The sequence below is a fragment of the Prevotella melaninogenica genome, assembly GCF_018128065.1.
Classification (GTDB): domain Bacteria; phylum Bacteroidota; class Bacteroidia; order Bacteroidales; family Bacteroidaceae; genus Prevotella.
This window is the reverse complement of the sequence record NZ_CP072359.1, coordinates 749,937-771,533: the sequence shown is the minus strand read 5'-3', so window position 1 is coordinate 771,533 and position 21,597 is coordinate 749,937. Positions and strand designations below refer to the sequence as shown.

Below are 21,597 nucleotides of genomic sequence, written 5' to 3'. Positions count from 1 at the left end.
TATTATTTTATAAATATCTTTTTTCCTTTGTAGATGTATATACCCATGGGGAGTTTTGATTGTGCGAAACGCTTTCCAAGACATAAACCATTCAGGGTATAGATGTCGTCATCACTGTCTAAGGTGAGTGTACTTAAGCCAGTGGTTTCATCGGCAATCTGCATCTTGGCAGGTGCTATTGCATTTGATTTTGTTTGGAAATAACAGCGATAGGCAGGGATAACGACACCACCATCGTTGTTAGCCTTTACAAAGCTACCATTGGCTGCAGAATAGATATAATAGGATGTTTCGACTGTTGAGACCTTCTTTACCTTGCTCATTGTACCCACAAAGCTGTATTCGCCTATCGTTACAGGAATGGCATTGCCAGAGAGGAGTGCCTTATTTTGGAAAGGATGAAGGCTTTTCTCGGTGCTGTTGGCAATAAAGACATAAGGCTTAAAAGCCTCGATTGAGTTGCACGATTTTAAGGTAAAGATGCCGTTTGCAGCACCTGTCAGCTGATAGAGCTTTCCATTGAGCTGTGCAGCTTCTGTCGGACTGATGTTGAAAGGCAGACAGAGCGTACTCTTCACATTCTCCTTAAATTCACGTTCAAAGATATTGTCGGTGTTGCTGCCAGTACTGGTCATTGCCGTCATCGTGTAATAGCCGCCATTGGTGAAGGCATATTCATTGCTTTTCTGTGTACCTGTGGCTACTCCGTTATTAAACATAATCATTGTAGGTACGCCCGTAGCATTGCAGGTCCACTTCCATATTTTGTTGCCATTGGCAGCCTTTCCGATGTATTCACACTGCTGTCCCGGCCAGCTTCCACCTGTATAATTTGAATGGCTATCCCATGCCCAGCAAGCAACCTTGCTCCATGATGCAGGCGACTCAAAGAAAGCTACGGTTTCGTTGTTCTTAAAGGTGAGCAAATCAACTTCTCCAGCTACGTCTTCTTTCTCATATTGTGCGGTGTTATCCGTAGCATTGTTGTTGCTGTAGGTATAGAAGACATCCTTCGTAATACCTTTAATATCGCCTGTCTTCGTAGCATCGCCACCTTTATTGAGCAGGAAGTTGAGTCGGTCGGTCTTGAAGGTCATATAATAGAAAACCTTATCACCCACCATTCTTTTCTGTGTCAACAGACTTCCCGGATAACCATCAGTGAGCGGACTATTATCGTCCTGCCACGCATAGAGATAAAGTGGTTGCTCATTTGCTTCCACATAAACCGTGACATCCTTGGTAGGATTCGTTTCCTTATAGAAAGCATAGTTTGGGTTTTCTGCCGTTCCTGCTGATACGAGTGTGTAGCCTTCAGTGTTAACTCCCTGTGGATAACCACTGATAACCATAATCTTACTCTTCTCACCCTGCACGATTGTCACATATCCACCATCGTAGTACTTGCCAGAAACAATCCGACTCTGATTGGTGATACCAGCCTCGTTACGTGCAGCAATCATCTTCTGCAGCTCCGTTTGATAGGCTTTCCAATGAGGAAGGAAGATGCAAGGTGTACCCGGCATTGCCAAGATGAAAGCATTGGCAGCTAAAATATTGTTCTGCAGTTTCTCACCGTTTTCGTTGCGATAAGTATCGTGATTGTCAATAAAAGTCACCGCATAGCGACTCATATTTGGGTCGCCAGCCACACCCTTATTGGTCAGTGCACCCCAATTACCGTTTCCGAAGGCGTTGTTAATGATATATTTCAAAGGGAAATCGAAGGCTGCTGAGGTGTATCCTGTGCCCTTAATCCAGCCTACCACGTTATTATAATCGGCGTCCCAATACTCTCCAACAGAAAATTCCGGATTGGCATCTTCGTTGTATATCTTGATAAACTCCGCACCATAGCCCTTCACCATATCGTATCTGAAACCCTTATAGCCCATTTCTTCCTTGAGAAACTGCAGATAGGTTTTTACGTTCTTCTGCACATTCTCGCTCGTATGATCTAAGTCACGATAACCAAAATGGTCGCCTGTATCGTAATTGCCAGAAACTGGGAACTTGTCTTTAGCCTCGTCATCTCGACAGATATCAGCCAATGACCATTTAAGTTTCTTCCCATTCCATTCCTCTTCTGGGAAGTCGCACCAGTCTGTGTTACCGCTCTTATGATTTATCACCACGTCCTCTATCACGGCTACATTTTTAGCATTAAATGTGGCAATCATCTGTTTAAGTTCGTCCTGCGTACCGAAAGAGCTGTTCTGCTTGAACCACCATACAGGGTTATAGCCCATACTCTTGCCATCACCAAAGGTGTTACAGAAACCACTCTGTGGTACCCAGATAGAATTGAAACTCTGGCTGATAACATCGGCTTGTGATTGCAGTTTCGTCCATTGGCTGTCTTCGTAAGAGTCCCAATAGAACGCTTGTAGCATAACTCCTTGATACTTAGCAGGCCATCCCTGACTAAATCCCTGCAGCAACGTCAGCAGGAATGAAAATAGTAAAAGTAATCGTTTCATTTTTAATTATATATTAGGTTTTATTTGCAAATATAACGTTTTAAAGCATATTACTCCGAGTCGATGAAGTTATTCTATACTTTATATTGCGCAAACGTTTGCAGGACAAAGAAAGCACAACACATGTCATTCCCTCTGTTTATCATATACATTCTGTCTCTTTTTACCTTCCTATCCTTTTAGCTTTTTTCCAGTCTATGCCTCATCTATACGTCAATGCAATAAAGCTCTGTGTGTTTCGTAGCCCTTTAGCTCTCTGTGCTGCATCGTATCTGTTCATCTGTGAGAGAGAATAATTTGAGCATTAACCTTTAGGAAGTGTACTCTGTGAGAAAACATAATAAGCTTACTTTATCACTCCAAATCACGGATGAACCCAATAGTAATCACAAATAAGTTTTTGAAAAATCATTACATAATTTCAAAGAAAACATATATAAGTTAAGGCAAAAACACATATAAAAAGCAAGGTTGCAACCAACAGTAAATCAATTAGTTATAAAGTCATGCAAGAAAAGGTGCTTAGTTAGACTTCAAAAGGGCGTTAGTAAGAGCTCAAAAGGGCATCTGTTGCAAGTCAATTGGGCGTTAATTGCAAGCCATTTCATGCCCTTTTAATTCACAATCTTTGAATTTTATTTACAACACGAAGAACTTTGAACATAGAACTTTGAGGTTTTAATTTTGAGCTTTAATATCCTTTTATACCTTCCGTTTTTTCTCTTTCATTGCAATAACGTTCTGTGCAACCTCTAACCTTTAGGTCTCTGTGAGCGTAAGCAATCTGTATATCTGTGGCATCTGTGAGAAGATAAAATGATTAATTATTTCTTGTACTTTCTATCTTCTGTTCCTTTTGTGCTTCCGTCTTTTACTCTTTCATTGCAATAACGTTCTGTGCTATCTCTAACCTTTAGGTTTCTGTGAGCATAAGCAATCTGTATATCTGTGGCATCTGTGAGAAGATAAAATGATTAATTATTTCTTGTACTTTCTATCGTCTGGTCCTTTTGTGCTTCTGTCTTTCTCTCTTTCATTGCAATAACGTTCTGTGCTATCTCCGACCTTTAGGTCTCTGTGAGCATAAGCAATCTGTATATCTGTGGCATCTGTGAGAGGATAAAATGATTAATTATTTCTTGTTCTTTCTATCATCTGGTCCTTTTGTGCTTCTGTCTTTTTCTCTTTCATTGCAATAACGTTCTGTGCTATCTCTAACCTTTAGGTCTCTGTGAGCATAAGCAATCTGTATATCTGTGGCATCTGTGAGAAGATAAAATGATTAATTATTTCTTGTACTTTCTATCATCTGGTCCTTTTGTGCTTCTGTCTTTTTCTCTTTCATTGCAATAACGTTCTGTGCTATCTCTAACCTTTAGGTTTCTGTGAGCATAAGCAATCTGTATATCTGTGGCATCTGTGAGAGGATAAAATGATTAATTATTTCTTGTACTTTCTATCTTCTTTCTTTTTGCATTATGTTCAGAATGTCTTTCCCACTCCTACTATACCTTTATTCATCTGTTACCCTGTCTCTGTACCTGCTGTTCATCATGTCTTTCATGACCTCAAACCACGTCTTAATGTAAATTATTTTCAAAAACTTACTATTTTGTCGGTAAATACAAGAGACCATAGTACACAAAATCTTCCCTTTTTGTCTCGCACTTTTCACCATAATGTTATAACAATCTATAATATAATGTATTATGATATTTAAGACCATTTAGAAAACAACGACAATACATCATACTTTTATTAAGCTTTAGCTTTATCAATCATAGAAACGCTCGTTATTTTGTCTTATATAACACCTTTTTGTATGAATTATTCATAAACATAGCTTACTCCTTCCCTATTCGTCGCACCTAACCTCCTAAGTTGTCGACTACCCCACCCTTTTAGCTACTAAAGTGTCGCACCATCCTTACTAATTAGTCGCACCATTCTTCCCTATCTGTCGTCACAAACTTCCTAAAGTGTCGCCGATTAACCTTGTAACTACTTAAAGAACAATAAGTTGAAAGTCCTCTACTAATATCTAATAATGATTACATAACGATATTCTAAGTTAAGAAGATGTGTTTTGTTTTAAGAAAATATATATTTTTTCGGTGGGGGAAGAAGACTTTAAACAAAGCTTTTGGGCGCAACCTCCCTTTTTGTCGCACATACGTTTTAGGAACGGTGCAGGCGTTTTCTGTTTTGCTGTAGGCTTGGAGGACGAGCGTTTTGAGTCGGGTTTTCATTTCCGTTTCATGGTTTTGTGGTTTTTTAGTCGGCGGTTTCGGGTAGGAAATTTTGGTGAGATTCATGTCGGGTTGGCAGTAGGTTTTGTTTCGTTTTCTTATTTTTATTACCGTTGATCTTTGCTTTATTCGGTTGTTTTTTAGGCGGTTACACAGGATTCTTATTATCTTCAAATATGTTTTTATATATTTGTGTATCAGTATATTATCGCTTTTTAATTTTCTTAGAGGTTATTATTTACTTCTTCGTATTCAATGATTAAAGTGCGGAGATGCGTCAGGACGTTTGTATGTTTTTCTTTGTTATCAGCTTGTCGGTATTCGTATCGAATTTAGAAGGATTATTTCTTCTTTTCATTGTTCAAACTTTTCGGTTTTTATGTTCATATTTTAGGAAGGTTATTCGCATTGAGTTTTCTTCTTTTCATGACTTTGTCGACATCCTTTTTACGTGTTTTGACGTGAGAGTTTTTCCTCCTTTTTTGTCGCACTTGAGCCCTTTTTCGTTCTTAATCATTCACAAAATGCTGTTTTATCGCTTAAAGATAACGGAGACAAATAGGGAAGCTATTTTCGATACTACCCTACTCTATTTGTTCGATAAAGCATTGATATTAATGAAGTTATGGATATTTTTTTTCTCTTTTACGTTCGAAAAGTACCAAAACTTGTCACTTTTTTGTCGCACTTTACTTTTATCAATATTTATTTTCTATTGATATTCAGTTTATTATGTTGCTTTCTTAAGTCAATAAAGAATATTCCTTTTTTGTCGTTTTATGCTCTCAAAGCATGGTAATTTTGATTTATAACACAGCTATCGACTGTTATTTTTCTCCTATTAAATCTATAAGTAGTAAGAATGTTCCTATTTTGTCGACTCTCACAATTGCTTTTTATTCAGTTTTCTCTCCCTATTTGTCGCACCATTCACCATAGGCTTGCTGAGGTTTTTCCTATTCTTGTAATGTTATATGCCTTTCGCACCATATGTGCGGAGCCTTAGTAAGATAATAAATAATGTGCGCAGAGACTTATCATGAGTTTATGATATTTCCATAACAGAATGCTTTGCCGCTACTTCCACGTTTGCCCAATACAGATTCGGTAAGTTTTTCAAAGCCCAACTTTGAGAAAACGTCCATAATGTGATAAATTCCACCGTAAGAAGTGATATTCTCGTTTTTAATTGCTATCTTTGCCATGTCAGTTTTTTGCTTACTTGTTATGTCTGCAGCACCAAGATAGGTGAAATTTCTGACATATCCAGGTGTTTTGAGAACTTTATTTCTCAGGAACTTGGATTTCTTACAAGAATTTATGCTGCGGGATTAAGGATCTTATTAAATTTCAGGAAAAAATCTATTTTTCTATCATGCTTTCATAATTTAGCATTACTTTTGCAGTTATATTAATAGAACTAACATTATAATTACATATGGCAATATTACCACAAGCCCCTCTTGTAGAGGTTATATTTGAAATTAGATGGAATGCAAACAATTCTGTTGACTTGCAAAAATATCAGATTGTGGTTGGCACTCTTTCTGCAGCTCTTACCGATAAGTTTGAATTACCTTCTGCATTGCTGCCTATCGGTAACATCCCGCTTCAGGCTATGCTTGGGCAAGTTGTATACCGGTCTAAGAATAAAGAGAATAAAAATCTTCTATATCAGACAGGGCCAGGAGTAGTTAGTGTTAATTATGCAGGTAATCAGTATGATTGGGATTTATTCAAGCCTCAGATAATAAATGTTATAGACAAGTTTGCGCAGTTATATCATTTTAATGATAACACAACGCTTACTATGCAACTGCGTTATCTAGATTTTTTCGATAAAGATCCGGCTGACGACACAATGGATTTTGTTAAACGATATTTCCATCTCAACATCAATGCTGATTATATTGACCATCCTCAGGGTTTAGGTTTCTCATGTGAGGAGCAGAAAGATGCTGGCATTTTCAGATTTGCATTGAACCGTGGGCAAAAAGATGGTCGTAGAGATGGCTTTATACTGGAGAGCAGTATCCAAAATACAATTAAAGCAAATATGCTTTTAGAAACAGATGATAAAGAGAGATTCTTGGGTATTCTTGATAATTCTCACGTTTTCCTAAGCAATTTCTTTAAGAATATCACGAGAGGATCACTTTATGAATCATTCAAAGTAAAAAAGGGAAAGAAGGATGAACAATAACGATTATTTCAAGACTGATCTTCGCACTTCGGTGGTCTTTCATGAGAGCAAAAAAAATCATGGGCTGACACACGTTGATGGGCTTCAGAAAGTAGTACGTACGTTAGTGCTTACTGCATTAATGTCTTCAGTTGGTGTAGCTGGAGCAAATTCTATTTGCTATGTAGATGAGAGGTCAACATCATCTGTAAGCTTATCTTCTTTTAATGAAAATTTCATAGTTAAGTCTTCTTTTTCTTCAGTTACACCTATCGAGGACACGTTTGTCAATGTTGTTGATGATGAGGAATATGATGATGTAGAAGCAATACTTTATTTTGCACATTCTGAAGGAATGGCTAGAGATGCAAAAATGAAAATCATTAGCCGTGACAAAGGCTACATTAGTTTGACTGATGAACTTTTTGAAGATTTCGATTATGAATAAAGATGACACTTCTTGGTATGAAAAAATAGAGTATAGTGAAGGTATGGCAATAGAACAAGGAGACATTTTGTTTGATTGTCCATATTATGATGTACTAAGTGATGGTATTAATGAGGAGATACATGCAAAGGTTGTAGAATATAATGTCGTAATTGTGACACAATCGTGTGACATTGCAAACAATAAGGTAGATAAGATATTTGTAGCTCCTTGGACATATATATCTGAAGTTATTTCCAAACGTTCAGAATTCCTCGAAAGGTCTATGAGTACAAAGGAAAAGAAAAGTCTCTTCAAGCATCTAGCTACTGGTGTTATGCCTAGTTACCATATTCTCGATAAAGATATAGAAAAGGGACTTGGGGATTATCCTGTGATTGATTTTAGTAATGCATTTACTATTTCACAAAAAACTTTGAAAAGTACTATTGCTAAACGTGGCTATGTCATTCGTCTAATCTCTCCCTATAAAGAGCATTTATCTCAAGCTTTTGCACGCTTCTTTATGCGTGTTGGTTTACCAAGTAGCCTGACTAACCCTTTTTAAAACGGTTATTATTATCAATAGTCCGTTAAATATTATGCTGCATCAGCAGCGAAACTAAATATATCATTTATCCTTTCTTTATTTAATGGCATGTTCGGACTTTTCTCGACAGGTCAATAATTCGTTGCGCGTAATAGGCATTAATCATCTTCGCTTTAAGGCGACCGATGGACGTACCAAGTTTCTTGCACATAATTTTCGCCACATTGAGTGCTGTGAATGAAGAGTTGAAAGCAAACTCAAGTTTTCTCTTGTCGCGTGCCTGACAAACCCTTGGGATGACCATCAAAAGAAAAAGCATTTCCATGACGTTTGTTTGAATACTTTTGTTTAACTTTGCTCCATCTCCAGTACTAAATGCTGCTTTGCAGAGCTTCATATATCGACTAATCAAGTTGGTTATCAGCATAAACTTTATTGTCTTTTTACATCTATAAAGTTACAGAGATTCAATGAAATAGTCGATTTTATTAAGTTATATTTTGTTACCTAATTATCTCTTTTTTAGAGACCTGTCATGTTTTCTTTCTGCCACAATACCTGTTAGCTTAGGGACGAAAGATTCGTAAACCACAAAATTTTAACGGACTATTGTAATAAGGGAATATTGCTAATAAAAAACCAGAGTAAACACTCTGGCTGGAATGGAGGACGTGTCCTAATAGGGATTAAACGCTCCCTCCACACCACAAAGATAGATATTTGTTTTTATTCCACAAAACAATAGTCCGTTAAATATTATGCTGCATCAGCAGCAAAACTAAATATATCATTTATCCTTTCTTTATTTAATGGCTTGTTCGGGCTCTTCTCGAACACGTCAATAATTCGTTGCGGGTAATAGGCATTGATCATCTTCGCTTTAAGGCGACCGATGGACGTACCAAGTTCCTTGCACATAATTTTTGCCACATTGAGTGCCGTGAATGAAGAAAGAGCCAAAAAATACTTCCATAACAGAATGCTTTGCCGCTACTTCCACGTTTGCTTAATACGGATTCGGTAAGTTTTTCAAAGCCCAACTTTGAGAAAACGTCCATAATGTGATAAATTCCACCGAAAGAAGTGATATTCTCGTTTTTAATTGCTACCTTTGCCATGTCAGATTTTTGCTTACTTGTTATGTTTGCAGCACCAAGATAGGTGAAATTTCTGACATATCCAAGTGTTTTAAGAACTTTATTTCTCAGACACTTGGAGTTCTCACAAGAATTTATGCTGCGGAATTAAGGTATTAATATATTGTCGAAACAGATAGTTAGTTGCTGGCGCATTAAATGGTTGGGGCTTTACGCTTTCTTCTTGTTATCACTTCTGTCATGTGATACGGGATTTATTCTTCCGTTAGATAACAACAAGTTTAGCCATGATATTCATTTATCAGAGAATCGTATGGTTAAGGTCAGCAGTGTGTACTTCGGTGGCTGGTATTACCTTCTCTTTAATTATAACCCCAATCGGTCATTAGACCTCAATATGTATAATTCTTATTACTATGGTATTGTTTCCTAACATCTTTTATTTTCTTATCGGCATCTTGTGTGTCTTTGTAACTTGACGTAGCCCGCTACGCCTGCGTTACAAAGCCAAACAATCTGCTCGATAATAAAACAAAATATGTTTAGGCTCTAATGACCGATTGGGGTTAAAGGGAGAATATGTAATGAATCCTGACTCTTTACAGTTGGACTTTTATGATAAGAATATAAAGGTAGGGAAGTCTTTTTCGTTCTCTGGAACCAATACATATAAAGCCAATAATACGCACGTAAAGAATAGAATCATCTCAGTTCAATTACGTTATGAACACCAAGGCAAAGGGGGCGAAGATTCTTTAGCCTTATCTATTCTACCATCAGATTTTCTTATGTGTAATGAGAAAAGAGTGCTTACTGATTCGTTGAGAATAGTGTTGAGGAAGGCAAAGAGGAAATAGTTCTTTTGTAACTCAGTCTGGCTTATTGTGTAATAGATTCAGATTATCACTCCCTATTGCTGAAGAGCCCAACTTATGGGAATGATATTGCGTATTGCCTCAAGTCACATTGTGGGGTAAGGGGATATTGTAGGCAAAAGTGGGTGCTTCAAGTTCAAATTATCTGCAAATTCAATAATGAGAGGATGTGTACACGCAAGAAGGACGTTGAAAGGCTTAGTTGCGGATTTGAGGCTATACTATATTAAAGTTTCATCTTCACCCCTATCTCTGCCACCTTCGCAGCATCATAATCGGCCTTGATGCGAGCATAATCTCTGCCGCCATACGAGCTTGGAACAAGATAATAGAATGGCTCTCCATACTTCTCCAGCACCACATCGATATATAATATCTCTCCTGTCAGCAGGCGCATCATGGGCAGATGGTCGTATCTGAAGCGTACCTCCATCACTCGACAGTTATACTGACGTGCCTCCTCCAAATGGTCAAACATGCTCAGATCCGTCGTAAAGTAGGCCTCGTCAATACTGCAAAACAAGTGGAATTTGCCCGCAATCATGGTGAAGACTACGCCTTTGAACTTATTGTTTTTATACGCCAAGTAAGAACCATGATACGCAAAAGGCAGGTGGGCGTAAGAGGAAAGTGCCTCTAAATACTCCGCCTCGCTGATGCGTTGGCAGTCTTGGAAGTCGTACAGTCGTGCCACAGCCATCGCCTCATCTTCATGGTACACACTTCTTGCCACACCCTCTTCTTCTCTGAAATCGTGCACCACCTGTCCACCTCTAAGATAGGCATATTCTGGCCAATCATAGCCGTGAATGAGCAAATACGAGTCTAACAGATGCAGATCCCGACGTATGATAATCTCGTGAAGTATATCTTGCATGGGCTTCAACGCTTTCACGGCGTGGGCTACCGGCCCGCAAGCCTCTATCTTGAGCATCAGGCTGCTCTCTGACAACGCATGCGCCGTCTCAAAAACATAGTCTTGCCACATACCCCTCCATACCTTTGCGAGCCTTCTCTCTATCTCTTCCTGCTCCGTCTGCCAGTTGCTGCGACGCAGCGGAATCACCACCGAGAAGCGCATCTGCTCTCCGCTTCCCGTGAGCAATCCTACCTCCGTCAGCTCATAGGCGTACACCATCGAGTCTTCAAAAGCAAGCACTCTATTCTGCCCTGCGGCAATCTCCTGATGCGTCAGTGCCTCTATGGCTGTGGAAAAATTGTCTTCCCGTTCGATGCGATAGCTCTCGGTCGGTGCTTCCTCGCTCGCTGGCAATGCATCCGTGCCGTCCTCCGCCTTATCTGCCGACGTCTCCATCTCCAGCACGTCACGCTTCTCGGCCCGCTTCTCGGTGTAATGCTCTGCCCAGATGAGCGCCCCGCCGATGAGCAGACCTATCACTGTCGGCCCCTTACCGCCATCGGCAACGACCCCTAAGACCAATGCTCCGATTGCTCTCAAGACAATAGCAATGAGCAGCCATTGAAGTATAGAGTTGATAAAATGATGGTTCATATATGGTTTACCTTACCTTAATTCCGCAGCATAAACTCTTGTGAGAACTCCAAGTGCCTGAGAAACAAAGTTCTCAAAACACTTGGATATGTCAGAAATTTCACCTATCTTGATGCTGCAAACATAACAAGTAAGCAAAAATCTGACATGGCAAAGGTAGCAATTAAAAACGTGAATATCACTTCTTTCGGTGGAATTTATCACATTATGGACGTTTTCTCAAAGTTGGGCTTTGAAAAACTTACCGAATCTGTATTGGGTAAACGTGGAAGTAGCGGCAAAGCATTCTGTTATGGAAGTATTTTTTGTGTTTTTTCATACTTCCCCATTGGTTTGGGTGGGGGATTTTATGCTTAGAAAAGAGCCAAGAAACACCGAAGCACCTCATATCAACATATAGAGCCCCAAAATGACGTCTCAACATATAAAATTTTCTCACAAGAAAAAATACTGCGGAATTAAGGATATAAGAGTTTTGTTTTATTCCTCTATATTTCAGATGATCATTGTCTTTCCTTTCATTGTTTTGAAGTATTTTTCGTTTTGCTGTCACTCCTCTCACTCAGTTTTATGTTGTAACCGTTTGGTTTATAGTTGTTTTATTTTAATTGTTAAAAGTGACAGCAACTTTAATCTAAACTCTTCTTGTTAGTCTTTTAAGTCTTTTCATATTTGTTTGTCATCCTTTTTTGCCAACCATCTGTTTTTTGTCTTTTTATCTCCTAATCTTTTTATTTTATATTTTTTTCTTTATGTTACTTTGTCTTTATGTCATTCTGTCTCTCTTATAGCTCTGTCTTTTTTTGTTATTCTGTCTCTTTTTCATCTTTTTGTCGCACATTCTCTCCCCTATTTTTCCTCTCACTTTTAGCTATCTTTTTACGGTTTTATCTCTTTATTTTTTGATATTTTTGCTTGAATATTTAAGTATATAAAAATACTTTTATCGTTTTATTTCTTTGTTTGTTTATCTACTTTATTTTTCTTTTTGTTGTTTATTTATGTAAGTGGATTTTTAGTTTAATGTGTTATAATATAATTCTATATTTATATAAGAATATAATATTATTTTTGTGTGCTTGGTTTTTATAAATATATAAATATGTTTTAGCGTATATAGATACTTAAATAAGGAAGTATATAAATATGTTTATATTTTGTTTTTTGTCCCTTCTTATTCTCAATATACATAATTATATAAAACTATATTGTCTCTTATGCATTTATTTTTTTCTTATATTACTGCTTAATTTTCTCTTTTTCTTTATTCGTGGTTTATTTTTATATTTATCTATTTCTTTTTTACATATTCTTCTTAAATCTTTTTTAATTTGTTGGTACTTTTAATGTTTGGTCTATTTTTCTTTTTCTTAATTGTTTTCATACTTTTCTTTCTTGATTCTTTGTTGTTTTTTGTACTTTAGAAGTTTTTTCTTTGTTTTCAATCTTATTTTGAGTTCTTATTCTTTATATAATTTACTTTCGAGCCATTCTTTTACATCTTAACTACTTGTATATTAATATTCTATATATTTATTGAAATCATTATTTATGTTTTTATTTCCTTTTTTATTTATCTGATTCTTATTTGTTTTATTTTCGAGCGTCTTGTGTCAGCTTTCTAATAGCTTTTTTATTTCTTGTTTTCGATGAAATCATTTTTTTTTAGTGTTTTTCTTTTGTTTTTACTTAGTACTTTCGTATTGCTCTCTTTTTATTCTTTCCCCAATTTCTGTAGTTACCCATTGATTATTAGTATTCTGTATTTTTATATATTCATGTAATTATATTCTTGTATTTTCTTCCATTTCATCGAGTCTTTTTTATTACTTCGTTGTCTGATGTCATGATCTCCTGCTGTTTTTCTTATACGCCATTATCTTTGGCTTGTAATATATTTGTTCTTTTTGTCGTTATTATATTCTTTACTGCTATTTTACGTTTTCTACTTTTTATTCTTGCTTTTTCTGATTTTGCTTAAGTGTTTGCGTAATTATTTTTTTATGTATCTCCTTAATAATATAAATATATAGTTTCTTTTATGCTTTTGTTTATCTTGAAAGTATAGAAATATATAAAAACATAAAAGTATTTTATGGTTAAGTCTCATCCTTTTCTATTTTTGATATTTATTTATTTACATCTTTGTTTATAAATAGTAGTACATAAATACATAAATATATAAAAAGATTAAAGCGTAAAAGGGTAAATATTTTATTGTATTTTTGCTTTCTTATCTTTTTATTTTTCTCATTAAAAATGTTTAGATGTATTTGCTTGTTTCGATAATTAGATGTATATTTGCAAGTATAAAAATATAACCACATCAATATGTGTGTATTTATTTGAACCTATCTTTATATAAATATATATGAAATTAAAGACATTTTCTATTACATCAAAGGCAGGTCAGGTTCTGAATTGGAGTTTGAGTTTGTTTGTTGTTTTTAGTGTCTTCAATTTGGTTGATGGTTGGACATCGACGCCAAATGATGGACAAGGAGTTTTCACTCAGGCTTTCGCTACCCTACAGGGGAATGATTGTATTCGTGCAGTTGAATATTTTATGATTGCAGCAACAAAATTGACGATGCTGGAGACCTTCCGTAGATGTTTAAATAAGAATGGTTACAAAGCGGTTCAGTTGACGCTTACCATTATGATGGCGCTCATATTTAGCCTGGCACTTGCTGACATATTGCCAATGTTCCTTTTTAGCTCAGAAGATCGTGTACAGGCGATACTCAATGGTGGATTGCCTTCACTCTTCACGTCTTTCTCGAAAATTGCTTATTTAGTTCTTGTCCTCACAAAATTTATTTTGTGTGTACAATTGGTGAAGAATTTCGCTGGTAAGATTCGCTTGTTTGGTGTCTCATTGTTTGGCTGTCAGCTGTTGTCATGGGTGATTGATTTGGTTTACTTGTTTGTATATACTTATGTAGGCGGTGTATCGATGGCGGACATATCAACACTTTATACTTTTATCACTCTGTTTAATTTCGTTATTCTTTTACTTCCATTCTGTATATTAAAAACCACGATGGTTAAGAACGATTAAGATGAAGTCATTTCAGATTAATGCACAACCGATGCTCCCCCACCCCATCTGATTAATCTGCCCTCAAGAAACAATTTTCTCAGAGAAGGGAAAAAGGTTGTTTATAATTTGAGATTTTGCGGATAGGGGATTAGAAAACTAAAAAAATCGCAGAAATGAAAGGTCATGGAGTAGGGGAGAGTTGACAGAATGAAAGTGTTATTAGATATAAAACTATTATAATGTAAACACTCTTAGAGTATAAGAAACAATAATGATATAAATTAATATCAATATGATGTTTTTAAAGTTGTCAGAGTTGTTGATGAAAGGAGACAAAATAGCACTTGAAAGGCTTGAAAAAGCTATTGGAAAGGCGAAAACTATAAAAAAGTCCTTTCTTTACACATAAAACGATAAACGTCGCAAAGTAAAGAGTGGGGAGAGGTAGCCAACTCGCATTTATCTGACGATAGGAAAAGCAGAGATGGCAAAATGCGTAAATAGATGAATAAATAAAGATGTAAATATTTAAATACGCAAACACGTATATATGCAAATGAAAATATAAATATTTGAACGTGTAAATAGATAAACAAAGAAATAAACAAGAAAGTAAAAATATAAATATATAAACAATGAAGAATAAGAAAATTGTTTTTGCAAATCAGAAAGGTGGAGTAGGGAAGAGCACGCTGTGCATCCTCTTTGCTAATTATCTTGCTGCAAAGGGTAAGGACGTGTGTATCATTGATACCGACTTGCAGAAGACTATTCTGATGCAGCGCCGAAAGGACAAGCTCATCTATGAGGGCGAAGAAGAGCCATATAACGTGCAGGACTTCGATGTGACAGATGTCGAGACAATGCAGACGCTCGTCGACTCAGCTTCGCAGGTGGAGGGTTACGTGCTGTTCGACTCACCAGGTAACATCAGTGAGGACGGTTTAGCACCGCTCTTCGTGGGTGCCGACTATATTGTTTGTCCTTATGAATACGAGGATAAGGCACTCGATTCAACGGGTGTCTTCGTGCAGGTGCTCAATGTGTTGCGCGAGCATAACCCACAGATGAACGCACAACTCTTCTTCGTTCCTAACCGCATCGACCCTCGTATCGGTACGGCTGAAGAGCAAGAGATGTGGCGCAGAACCGATGAGGTGTTTGGTAACTTCGGACGTGTCACACCCGTTGTCAACAGCCGTGCGACACTTAAGCGTACAAACACTTTTGAATTGCTTGGTACGCAGCGCGATGCAGTGAAGAAAGCGTTTGATTATATGCTGAGGAGGATGAAGTAAAAACCTCCCCCCAGCCCCCTCCGAAAGAGGGGGAGTGCCTAACGGGATGAAGTTGGATAAAACTGGACAAGGTAGGTTAGATAAAAGTCAAGCAGATTAGGTTGGACAAACGATGTTAGACAATGCTAACTGAGAAGACTTCGTGAGGAGCGCAATAGGGGAGAGAGGATGACGAAGGGACACATCAAGAGAAGGGAAATGATAAGGTCCCACGTTTATATATAATAATGTAAAAATAAAGATACAATGGCTAAGAAGAAGAAAACAATGGTTATGATGCCTGGTGCAATGACCGACTTGGCACATAGCGTACAGAAGGGTGCAAGACCAGCTCCTACTACTAACGCAGAGGAGACGACGACGGATGGGCAGGAAGCTAACGAGCCTGTACAGTATGATACAGGCAGTGTTGAGCAGGAGGTGCGTACTCAAGTTGAGGAACAGCAGGCTGCACGGTTTGCTGAACCAGCACAGACTGTTGAAGAACCCATCGCGCCTGCTGCCCAAACAAGTCAGTTCGGACGAGTAGAGCCTAAGCAAGAGGCTACTGACCGTAAGGACCGCACCGCACCAGCTGCAAAGAAGCTCCCAAAGGCGGAGGGCAGACAGTTAGCGCGTGAGTATTCGCTTGCAAAGGATAGCGGTGAGGATAGCTGGCAGATATTCCTCGACTTGGCACGCGACTATAAGGCACGCGACTCTCGTTTAGCAACCGTTTATATCGACTCAGACCTCAAGGGTGTCCTCGATCGTCTGAAGTCTGCAACGAGTGTGAAGCTACCTTCAACAGCCTTGCTGAGTGCCATTGTTGCTCGCTTCGTCTTCGAGCATGAGAAGGACATTAAGAACGCTATTTTCGGAGAGAGCTTGCTGTAAGCAAAAAAACTCCCAACTGGTCCCCACCCCCGACCCCTCCCCCATAGGGAGGGCGTGAAATGCGAGATACCCCCCACGAGTTAAGGCAATGAATGTACGGAACAACGAATTGCATGAATTGCACGAATGAATGTTACAAGACTACGAATGATGCAATTTACACGAAATGAAAAAGGTAAGTAACAGGCAAATAACTTGTTTTCTAAAAACTCGCTTACCCCAACTAAAAAGCGAGATACCCTTATGAATTTTCGACTGATTGCTTGTTGGCAGATTGTTGATAGATTGCTTGCTGGGTCAGATAAAGTACATGATGCACATAACCTTATATGATTTGTACAAATCGTGCGAAGTGATGGACAGATATCGTTAAAAGATTTTTTGAGTAGACACCAATAAATAAAGTATTTAGCTATGGAAGAAAATGAAGCACTTCGACAAAGGACAAGACATAAACGTCTTCGCGTAACCTTCCCAGATGGAAAGGTGTTTTGCTGTATGAGATCTATCGCTACGATGATAGCCACATTGAAAGAGATTGGGTCTGACAGTTTTCCGCAGATAGACATGACGATGTGCCACCTCCCACTCTTGTCAAAGACCGTATATCCTAAGTATGAAGAATGGATGAAGCCCGTCTGCGATGGCTGGTATGTTAACACACAGTCTGATACAGAGACGAAGTATATGCAGCTGCGGTCTATCAGTGATCAGCTCGCCTTGGGACTTGTCGTTGAGGTAGGGACTGATTTTGAGTTGTATAATGACATCGAGACGAAGAGGAAGAAGCGTAATCGTGACAGTCTGCAGGTAACGTTCCCCGATGGGGAGATAATCGACAAAGGTCGTGCTACGGAAACCTATTTTGAGGCGATAAAGAAGATGGGCGTCGACGATGTCATGCGTAAACATATCCCATGGGGCAAATACGATCTGATTACCTCTACACAGCAAACTAAGTATCAGGTGCAGCTCGATGAACACCGTTGGCTTACCACCCCTTCTACAACGAAGGAGAAAGCAAAGATCCTGCGTGTTGTCAGTGCTATGCTTCGCATTAAGATTGATGTTACCTGCGGTTAGACAGAAGCTAAAATGTCAGACGGAATATGCATAACATCCGATGTGATGTAGCTAATCATGCAACACATAGTAAAATGGCTGCATGAATTTTGATGATTTTTGTCATCGCAATCGCCAATAGTTGGGGAGTGTATTTCTACATTCAGGACAAGAAAAATCTAAAGCATAATTTTTTCGGTATTTTTGAGAAGGAGCTGTAGGAACGTATCGGAGGGTGTGTCAAAATGCAAATTCCATTTTGATAATCCTACAGTTTGAAACAATTCATTAAAAAGACCATTTCTGTACTCGATTTTGAGTAAAGAAATGGTCTTTTCTTTGCCTTTAGAAGAACCCTACTTATAGATTGAAAGTTGTCAAGTTATTAATTTGCATTTTGACACACCCTCTTTCTTTCTTCTTTCATACCTTTGTTGTAAAGGTAATTCAAATTCAAAAAGCGGATTATTAAAGAATTAATATGAAAAGGTTTTTTGCATCGGAAGACGATAATAAAGTAGGTAGCCAAGACTGTCTTGACTATCTATTTGTTTAACGCATAACTTCGCTCCTTCCGTTAAAGCTATACGAAAAACATCCACGCATTTAACGGAAGAACTCTATATAACCCCCATTCTCCGTATCATCCGTAAAAGTAGGTGTTCAGCTTCTCTGCTGTGTTGAAACAGTAAGACCTGTCAGATGTTTTTTCAAAACTCAACTTTGAAAAACATCCGTAATATGATAAATTCCTCCGAAAGAAGTGATATTCTCGTTTTTAATTGCTACCTTTGTCATGTCAGATTTTTGTTTATTTGTTAAGTTTGCATCACCAAGATAGGTGAAAATTCTGACATCTCAAAGTGTTTTGAGAACTTTGTTTGTCAGGCACTTGTATTTCCTAAAAGATTTTACGCTGCGGAATTAAGGTATAATAGAATAACATGGCAACAATTCAGATAAAAAATCTTGGACCAATCAAAGATACTGGTCTAATCAATCTAACCGATGTGCTGCTTGTCATCGGTCGCCAAAGTTCTGGTAAGAGCACTTTCATGAAGGTGTTATGCTTCTGCCGTTGGATAGAGAAGAAGATAATGACTTCTTTTGATAACACAATTCAGGCATATACACACAACAAGCGTTTTACCAGGGAGCTGAAACAATTTCACCGTATTGATGAAATGTATTTCAAGGAGGGCACCGAAATCATTTATGACGGTGATATGGTTACTATCTCACTGACAGGTGTTGACCAGAATGCTAAAATCAACCGCAAGTTAGAGGCTTGGGAGGATAGGTATAATTCCAAACTGTCCTATATTCCGGCTGAAAGAAATCTCGTTTCTGCCGTTCAGAACATCAATGACACGTATAAAGCAAAGGAAAGGGATTCCATCTTCAATTTCATACAGGAGTGGTATGAGGCAAAGGATACTTATGGCTCTGATAACAAGTTGAATCTTTCTCTGACAGATGATTTCAAATATTATAGCGATAAAGGACTTGATTATGTGGTGCTGCCAAACGGCAAGCCTATAACTTCTTTCTATGCTTCAAGCGGTGTCCAGTCAATCATGCCTATCGACGTGATGACAGATTATATTATGGGTGTAGTAGGAAAGGTAGTCAAATTCAGTATGACGGATTTGATGAACCGCCTCATGGAGTCGTTAGATACGGATGTACGCAATGAAATCGTACATGGTGCCCATGAGGTCACGGAAGAGGAGTTGGCTCCAATCCGTGAGAAGATGAAATACCAGTCGGCACAACTTTTCATAGAAGAGCCGGAGCAGAACCTCTATCCCGATGCGCAACGTAAACTTGTGCAGAACATCATACGCCATCTGAAAGCTGTGAAGTCAGTTGGCAAGCATCGTTCTATGGTGGTACTCACTACACATAGCCCTTACGTGCTGTCAATACTCAATGTCTTGATAGCAGATGCAGCAGCCGTTGAGAAGAAGCCCGGCGACGAAAGGCTTAAAGATGTGATTGACGAAAGTACGTTGCTTCCAACAGATGCTTTCTCGGCATATTTCATCAACAAAGATGGTGTGTTCGAGGACATCAAAGATATGGAGATACCGATGCTCTCTGGTATAAACTTGGATAGTGTCTCTGATTGGGTCGATGAGCATGTGGGTCGTATCAATGAAATATTATACGCAGAATAGTCATGGGGAAAAGTACATACGAGAACTTGACTCGTGCTGGGTATCAGGCTGAACAGTCCCTCGAAGTACGTAAAACGGTTGCCACACGGGAGCAAGGAAAGAAATACACTCTTGACATTCAAGGGAATCTGCGGTCTGCGGTCTTTCAAGTTGACGGTTACATCATAAAGACTGGTGTCAAATGTGACAAGTTGGTGATGGTACAGACATCGGCAGGGTCTAAGGAAGCATGGACACAGATATTCGTTGAACTGAAAGGGCATGATGCCATTCATGGCATGCAACAGCTGCTTGCAACAGCAAATAATCCTACATTCGACAGCTTTAGCAATCGGCAAAGGAAAGCTCGTCTGGTAGCGACATCATTTCCTACGAACAAGGCGAATCCCAAATTGGAGAAACTGAAGATTGAGTTTGCCAAACTGAATGTCGATTATAAGAACATTAAACCTGGTCAGACAGACCGTTTGTAATAAAGGAGAAACTCAATTCCGCAGCGTTTTTTCTTGTGAGGCGATTTTTATGTTGAGATTTCTTTTAGGGGCTCTATATGTTGTTATGAGGTTTTTCGGTGTTTTTGAGAAGAGCTGTAGGAACGTATCGCCTCTTACGAAAGCGTGAGAAGTTTCTTTCTTCTTTCATACCTCGTGTTGTAAAAATAATTCAAATTCAAAAAAACAATAGGGCGTTTATTGTCTTTCAATTAACGCCCTATTGGCTTCTAAAAGATGCCCTTTTGAGGTCTTACTAACGCCCTTTAAGACCCTTACTAATGCCCTTTTGAAACCGCCTTTGTAATCTGTTGAGAACAAGTAACTTACAAAGGAACTAAAATTACTTCTTTTGATGCCTTTTCCAAGTCTTTGAAGATTTTTTTGTAAAGATAATTCAGCGTGTTTGACCTTCTATTTTTGCCGTTAAAGACATAATGCTCATGCTGAGCGTGCCAACAAAAAAAACCTTGGCGGAGAGCCAAGGTTCTTTTCAGCGGTGCGTACGAGACTCGAACTCGTGACCTCCTGCGTGACAGGCAGGCATTCTAACCAACTGAACTAACGCACCATGCATTACAGATTTGGGGTTTCAGCGGTGCGTACGAGACTCGAACTCGTGACCTCCTGCGTGACAGGCAGGCATTCTAACCAACTGAACTAACGCACCAAAATGGATAATTAAAACCCTTTTTCTGTTTTGCGTGTGCAAAGGTAGTAATAAAAATCTATTCTACCAAAAATTTTATCCTTTTTCTATAAAAAGTTGCATTATCCTTGCATCTTTATATTTCCCATCACAATAAAGCCATTCTTTTAAGATGCTTCCATTTGTAAATCCTATCGAGGAGAGGCAGTGGATTGAGACTTCGTTCTCAACGTCTACGACGGCATAGATTTGTTTCAGATGTAGACCGCTGCGGGTATAGTCGATTAAGGCTGAAATAGCCGCGTGAGCATAGCCTTGTTGGCGGAAGGGTTTCATGATGATGATACCCATTTCAGCCCGCTGGTGCTTCGGGTCGAAGTTGACGAGGTCGATGACGCCAACAATCTTCTGCTCCCAATTCTCAATCATCATACGAAGTTGTCCGTCGATATAGATGTCGTTTTTCGCATCGGCAATGTAATTATGCAGTGCATAACGGCTGTAAGGAACATTCGTAGTACTGATATTCCACAGGCTACGGTCGTTCTCAATATGATAGAGTATATCGAGGTCTTCAGGTTCCATCGCTCTCAATCTTACTTTCACGTGCTGTTTCTTTTCCATA

General features: G+C 38.4%; 17 protein-coding genes, 2 tRNA genes and 2 pseudogenes. 12 read left to right on the top strand and 9 right to left on the bottom strand.

What is annotated here, in order from left to right; translation table 11 throughout:
* Nucleotides 1-2: 2 nt before the first annotated feature.
* Together J5A56_RS03125 and J5A56_RS03120 are read right to left on the bottom strand one after the other, a co-directional pair.
* Nucleotides 3-2,480 (bottom strand): alpha-amylase family glycosyl hydrolase, encoded by a 2,478-nt coding sequence (locus tag J5A56_RS03125; protein WP_021671751.1) that lies wholly within the window; start codon nt 2,478-2,480, stop codon nt 3-5.
* A 3,286-nt stretch (nt 2,481-5,766) separates the two neighbouring features.
* Nucleotides 5,767-5,934, bottom strand: a complete 168-nt coding sequence (locus J5A56_RS03120) for a hypothetical protein (protein ID WP_211815438.1) — start codon at nt 5,932-5,934, stop codon at nt 5,767-5,769.
* A gap of 233 nt (nt 5,935-6,167) precedes the next feature.
* Here J5A56_RS03120 and J5A56_RS03115 point away from each other — a divergent pair, with 233 nt between their 5' ends.
* Genes J5A56_RS03115 through J5A56_RS03105 form a run of 3 tightly spaced genes read left to right on the top strand, consistent with a single transcriptional unit; the run spans nt 6,168 to nt 7,906 of the window.
* A complete protein-coding gene (locus J5A56_RS03115; RefSeq protein ID WP_021672773.1) occupies nt 6,168-6,932 on the top strand; it encodes a TIGR04255 family protein in 765 nt (254 codons plus the stop codon).
* Complete coding sequence (locus J5A56_RS03110; protein WP_021672772.1) at nt 6,922-7,359, top strand: hypothetical protein; 438 nt, start codon at nt 6,922-6,924, stop codon at nt 7,357-7,359. The genes J5A56_RS03115 and J5A56_RS03110 overlap by 11 nt, the downstream gene beginning before the upstream one ends.
* Nucleotides 7,352-7,906 carry a hypothetical protein gene (locus J5A56_RS03105; RefSeq protein ID WP_021672771.1) on the top strand — a complete coding sequence of 185 codons (555 nt, stop codon included), beginning with the start codon at nt 7,352-7,354 and terminating at the stop codon, nt 7,904-7,906. Before J5A56_RS03110 ends, J5A56_RS03105 begins: the two co-directional genes overlap by 8 nt.
* An 82-nt stretch (nt 7,907-7,988) precedes the next feature.
* On the opposite strand, the gene J5A56_RS13400 is transcribed toward J5A56_RS03105, so the two are convergent.
* From J5A56_RS13400 to J5A56_RS13825, 3 genes are all read right to left on the bottom strand, one after another.
* Nucleotides 7,989-8,315: a hypothetical protein gene (locus tag J5A56_RS13400; protein WP_249112006.1), complete on the bottom strand. Its 327-nt coding sequence runs from the start codon at nt 8,313-8,315 to the stop codon at nt 7,989-7,991.
* Between the two features lie 329 nt (nt 8,316-8,644).
* Nucleotides 8,645-8,806, bottom strand: coding sequence for a hypothetical protein (locus J5A56_RS03095; RefSeq protein ID WP_211815437.1), 162 nt, complete (start codon nt 8,804-8,806; stop codon nt 8,645-8,647).
* The gene (locus tag J5A56_RS13825) at nt 8,758-9,006 is read right to left on the bottom strand and encodes a hypothetical protein (RefSeq protein ID WP_314500534.1); all 249 of its coding nucleotides are present in this window, start codon (nt 9,004-9,006) and stop codon (nt 8,758-8,760) included. The genes J5A56_RS03095 and J5A56_RS13825 overlap by 49 nt, the downstream gene beginning before the upstream one ends.
* A 142-nt stretch (nt 9,007-9,148) precedes the next feature.
* Here J5A56_RS13825 and J5A56_RS03090 point away from each other — a divergent pair, with 142 nt between their 5' ends.
* The gene (locus tag J5A56_RS03090) at nt 9,149-9,418 is read left to right on the top strand and encodes a hypothetical protein (protein WP_021671519.1); all 270 of its coding nucleotides are present in this window, start codon (nt 9,149-9,151) and stop codon (nt 9,416-9,418) included.
* 499 nt (nt 9,419-9,917) lie between these two features.
* Nucleotides 9,918-10,145 (top strand): annotated as a pseudogene (locus J5A56_RS13395) (hypothetical protein).
* Here J5A56_RS13395 and J5A56_RS03085 read toward each other — a convergent pair.
* Nucleotides 10,087-10,998, bottom strand: coding sequence for a hypothetical protein (locus J5A56_RS03085; RefSeq protein WP_249112004.1), 912 nt, complete (start codon nt 10,996-10,998; stop codon nt 10,087-10,089). The pseudogene J5A56_RS13395 and the gene J5A56_RS03085 overlap by 59 nt on opposite strands.
* Nucleotides 10,999-11,520: 522 nt before the next feature.
* Here J5A56_RS03085 and J5A56_RS03080 point away from each other — a divergent pair.
* The 7 genes and pseudogenes from J5A56_RS03080 to J5A56_RS03050 form a co-directional block, all read left to right on the top strand.
* Nucleotides 11,521-11,721 (top strand): annotated as a pseudogene (locus J5A56_RS03080) (hypothetical protein); the annotation flags it as partial.
* A 2,023-nt stretch (nt 11,722-13,744) separates the two neighbouring features.
* Nucleotides 13,745-14,434 carry a hypothetical protein gene (locus tag J5A56_RS03075; RefSeq protein WP_021671717.1) on the top strand — a complete coding sequence of 230 codons (690 nt, stop codon included), beginning with the start codon at nt 13,745-13,747 and terminating at the stop codon, nt 14,432-14,434.
* A gap of 617 nt (nt 14,435-15,051) precedes the next feature.
* Nucleotides 15,052-15,714: a ParA family protein gene (locus J5A56_RS03070; RefSeq protein ID WP_021671716.1), complete on the top strand. Its 663-nt coding sequence runs from the start codon at nt 15,052-15,054 to the stop codon at nt 15,712-15,714.
* A gap of 246 nt (nt 15,715-15,960) precedes the next feature.
* Nucleotides 15,961-16,590 carry a hypothetical protein gene (locus tag J5A56_RS03065; protein ID WP_021671715.1) on the top strand — a complete coding sequence of 210 codons (630 nt, stop codon included), beginning with the start codon at nt 15,961-15,963 and terminating at the stop codon, nt 16,588-16,590.
* A 414-nt stretch (nt 16,591-17,004) separates the two neighbouring features.
* Nucleotides 17,005-17,673 carry a hypothetical protein gene (locus J5A56_RS03060; protein WP_021671714.1) on the top strand — a complete coding sequence of 223 codons (669 nt, stop codon included), beginning with the start codon at nt 17,005-17,007 and terminating at the stop codon, nt 17,671-17,673.
* 923 nt (nt 17,674-18,596) lie between these two features.
* Nucleotides 18,597-19,832, top strand: a complete 1,236-nt coding sequence (locus tag J5A56_RS03055; protein ID WP_021671712.1) for an AAA family ATPase — start codon at nt 18,597-18,599, stop codon at nt 19,830-19,832.
* A gap of 2 nt (nt 19,833-19,834) precedes the next feature.
* Nucleotides 19,835-20,305 carry a hypothetical protein gene (locus J5A56_RS03050; RefSeq protein ID WP_021671711.1) on the top strand — a complete coding sequence of 157 codons (471 nt, stop codon included), beginning with the start codon at nt 19,835-19,837 and terminating at the stop codon, nt 20,303-20,305.
* 515 nt (nt 20,306-20,820) lie between these two features.
* Here J5A56_RS03050 and J5A56_RS03045 read toward each other — a convergent pair.
* The 3 genes from J5A56_RS03045 to J5A56_RS03035 all read right to left on the bottom strand — a co-directional run bounded on the left by J5A56_RS03045 (nt 20,821) and on the right by J5A56_RS03035 (nt 21,596).
* Nucleotides 20,821-20,894: transfer RNA gene (locus J5A56_RS03045), tRNA-Asp, on the bottom strand.
* 25 nt (nt 20,895-20,919) lie between these two features.
* A tRNA-Asp gene (locus J5A56_RS03040) sits at nt 20,920-20,993 on the bottom strand.
* 75 nt (nt 20,994-21,068) lie between these two features.
* Nucleotides 21,069-21,596, bottom strand: coding sequence for a GNAT family N-acetyltransferase (locus J5A56_RS03035; RefSeq protein WP_021671709.1), 528 nt, complete (start codon nt 21,594-21,596; stop codon nt 21,069-21,071).
* Between the last annotated feature and the right edge of the window lies 1 nt (nt 21,597).